Annotated in this window: 1 protein-coding gene and 1 pseudogene; both read left to right on the top strand. The window is 56.7% G+C overall.

Annotated features, from left to right (window positions below; all coding sequences use genetic code 11):
- Positions 1-1,176, top strand: a 1,176-nt coding sequence (locus tag ACR0B5_RS22850) for a fasciclin domain-containing protein (RefSeq protein WP_480543687.1), incomplete at its 5' end; no start/stop codon positions are given.
- Between the two features lie 316 nt (positions 1,177-1,492).
- Positions 1,493-1,629, top strand: a pseudogene (locus ACR0B5_RS22845) (IS6 family transposase); the annotation flags it as partial.

The raw sequence follows: 1,629 nt of genomic DNA, 5'->3' as shown, positions 1-1,629 counted from the left end.
CCCGATATCGACAACCCCAACATCGTTGCACCGGACATCGCGGCCTCCAACGGCACCATTCAGGTCATCGACCGCGTCCTGCTGCCCATCGACATTCCCGGCAATGAGCCCGTCGAGCCCACCGATCCGACCCTTGCTGGAATCGTTGCGGCAAGTGGCGGTGTCTTCGACGACGATGCGACAGATTTCGACATCCTGTTCAATGCGGTTCAGGCTGCAGGCCTGGTCGAAGCCCTTGACGATCCTGATGCCAGCCTCACCGTTTTCGCTCCGAACGATGCCGCCTTCGTCGCGCTAAGTCAGGCGTTAGGCTTTGAGGGAGGGGATGAAGCAGGCGCGTTCGACTATCTGGTAGAAGCTCTTGCACTTCTGAATGGAGGCGATGCAATCGGACTCTTGCAGAGTGTTCTGCAATACCACGTGGCCCCCGGCGAATTGGGCTCAGATGAGGTGCTGAACGCAACCTCGATCCAGACCTTGCTGGATGGCGCCACGCTTGGCGTCGATGGCACGACGCCGGTGGATGCGGATCCCGACATCGCGGATCCGAATCTGATCGCAACGGACGTACCGGCCAGCAATGGCGTTGCGCATGTGCTGGACGGGGTTCTTCTACCGGCAGATTTGCTGCAATCCGACGGCTCAAATGACGTTGATTTCCTGATCAAAGGCGATCAGTCAGACTACGTTCGGACCGGACGAGACAATGATTTCGTCGACGGAAATGGCGGAAATGACAAGATCCTTCTGGGCCGTGGTGACGATGTCGGTTTTGGGGGTCTTGGGAAAGACAAGGTATTTGGAGGGCGCGGAGATGACAGCCTCTACGGCGACGAAGGGGCCGACTACCTAAGCGGCGGCAGGGGCGATGACATGATCACCGGCGGGGCCGACAATGACCTGTTGGCTGGCGGTCTTGGAGCAGACACGTTCATCTTCAACTTGGGCGATGGGCATGACAAAATTCTAAGGTTCCAGCAAGGACAGGACACAATCGATCTGTCCGGTGCCGGGATCTCGGGCTTCGACGAGCTATCCGATATGATCGAAACATCCCTGTTCGGTGCTACAATTCACCTTGGAGAAGAACAGAGCATCTACGTGCAGGCTTTCAACCTGGATCTGGATGAAACCGACTTCATTTTCGCCCCAAGCGCGTACGACACAATCGCATAAGGGGCCAAAAGAACTGAAGAAGTGCCCGTTTGGATCCAAGCGGGCACATTTTGTTTTTCCTAACACTCCGGGAGGTGTGTGGACCACGCGCGGGCACGTACGCCTGCAAAAGGTTCAGGGTGCGGGTGGTCAGCTAGTCGTTTGCGTGCCGTCATTATCCTGCTGCGGCACGCTCGTATCTAAGATGTCATCCAGCGGATCAGGCTGGGGCTGATCATCAGGCATAGTGTGCGGATCGTCAGGCCCCGGACTTTCGAGAGGTCTTGTAAGAAGAACTTTGGTTGAACGGGTCCGAGCGGTTGCGTAGCTTTTGCCAATGCCCAGACCTGCCTCTTTCAAGTACTTTAAAACCAGCCCCGAGATCATCCGCCTTGCGGTGATGTTGTACATCCGCTTCCCGCTTTCGCTTCGAAATGTCGAAGATCTGCTGCACGAGCGAGGTATCGACGTGAG

Source organism: Ruegeria sp. AG1 (assembly GCF_056541705.1).
This window is presented reverse-complemented; position numbering and strand designations above follow the sequence as displayed.